This is a genomic window from Streptomyces sp. SID3343, from assembly GCF_009865215.1.
In the GTDB taxonomy this organism is placed as follows: domain Bacteria; phylum Actinomycetota; class Actinomycetes; order Streptomycetales; family Streptomycetaceae; genus Embleya.
The window spans coordinates 1-1,852 of sequence record NZ_WWJX01000793.1; the positions used below are offsets into that span (position 1 = coordinate 1).

Here is a 1,852-nt window from a genome sequence, read left to right on the forward strand (position 1 = left end):
GCCCCGTGCTCGGGCGCGTCGAGTCGACGGGGCGTCCCGCACCCGCTCCCCCCGGGGCCGCGGTGCGTGACCGCCCGGCTCCCGGGGAAGGTGCAGCATGGCAGGATTGCGCCGGTGAGGATTCCCGCGCTACGTCGTCGACGGCACTCCGAGGACACCGGTTCGTTCGCCCGGGTCGATCGGCGTACCAAGGACCTCACCAAGCGGCTCCGGCCGGGAGACGTCGCGATCATCGATCACGGTGACCTCGACCGGGTCGCCGCCGAGGCCCTCGTGAAGTGTCGGCCCGCCGCCGTCGTCAACGCCTCCGCGAGCATCAGCGGGCGTTATCCCAACATCGGGCCGCAACTGCTCGTCGAGGCGGGCGTGCCGCTCCTCGACGAGGTCGGCGGGAGCGTGCTCGACCGCATCCGCGAAGGCGAACTCGTCCGGGTCGAGGACAACGTCCTCTACCGCGGCGACTCGCCCGTCGCCATCGGCACCCTGCTCGACGCCGAGTCGGTGCGGGTCGCGATGGAGAAGGCCCGCGAAGGGCTCTCCGAGCAGATCGAGGCGTTCGCCGAGAACACCCTCAAGTACATCCGCGAGGAGCGCGAACTGCTCCTCGACGGCGTCGGCGTCCCCGAGATCCGCACCCGGATCGACGGTCGCCAAGTGCTCATCGTCGTCCGCGGCTACCACTACCGCGAGGACATCGCCGCGCTGCGGCCGTACATCCGCGAGTACCGCCCGGTCATGATCGGCGTCGACGGTGGCGCCGACGCGCTGCTCCAGGCCGGCTACAAGCCGGACATGATCGTCGGCGACATGGACTCCGTGTCCGACGCGGCGCTGCGCTGCGGCGCGGAGATCATCGTGCACGCCTACCGCGACGGTCGCGCGCCCGGCATGGAACGGCTCGACGAACTCGGCGTCGCGGGCATCTCGTTTCCCGCCACCGGGACGAGCGAGGACATCGCGATGCTGCTCGCCGACGACGGCGGCGCGAGCCTGATCGTCGCGGTCGGCACCCACCTGACCCTCGTCGAGTTCCTCGACAAGGGGCGGGCCGGCATGGCCAGTACCTTTCTCACCCGGCTGCGCGTCGGCGGCAAACTCGTGGACGCCAAGGGCGTCAGCCGCCTGTACCGCAGCCGCATCTCCACGACATCGCTGCTCATGCTGTGCCTGGCCGCGCTCGTCACCATCGCGGTCACCGTGCGCGTCACCCCGCTCGGACGTGCGTACTTCCACGTGTTCGGCGCACAGTGGGACGCCTTCGTCTATTGGCTCCAGGGACTGTTCAGTTGATCGACTTCCGCTATCACGTCGTCTCCATCATCGCGGTCTTCCTGGCCCTTTCGGTCGGGCTCGTCCTCGGTGCCTCCTTCCTCAAGGAGGCCGCCGTGTCGGGTCTGGACACGCAGGTACAGGACCTGGCCCGCAACAACGAGGGGCTGCGTCGGGAACTCGACCGGGCGAACTCCGGCCAGAAGTACCTCAACGGGGTCGTCAGCTCGATGGTCGAGCCGGCCGTCGCCGGTCGGCTCAAGGGCCACAAGGCCGTCGTCGTCTCGCTGCCCGGCGCCGACGCCAAGATGACCGAGAGCATGGTCAAGCTGCTCGGCAGCGCCGGCGCCACGGTCACCGGCCAGGTCTCGGTCAAGGGCGCCTGGACCGACCCCAAGCGCGAGGCGGACCTGGTGACCGCGCTCGGGCCGACGGGCGCGACCACCACGAGCGGCTCGGCGACCGACCGGGCGGCCAAGGTGCTCGCGGGCGCGATCACCGAGCAGCAGCCGCCGACCGGGACCGGGACCGGCGCCGGGACCGCCTCGGCGCCCGCGACCACCGCGCCGCCTTCCACGCCGCC

Annotated in this window: 2 protein-coding genes; both read left to right on the top strand. The window is 71.1% G+C overall.

Going from position 1 to position 1,852, the window contains the following annotated elements:
- The first annotated feature begins 114 nt into the window (after positions 1–114).
- Positions 115–1,290, top strand: a complete 1,176-nt coding sequence (steA, locus tag GT354_RS24725) for a putative cytokinetic ring protein SteA (RefSeq protein ID WP_161358578.1) — start codon at positions 115–117, stop codon at positions 1,288–1,290.
- On the top strand, positions 1,287–1,852 hold a 566-nt coding region (locus GT354_RS24730; protein WP_161358579.1), incomplete at its 3' end, for a copper transporter. The genes steA and GT354_RS24730, both read left to right, overlap by 4 nt.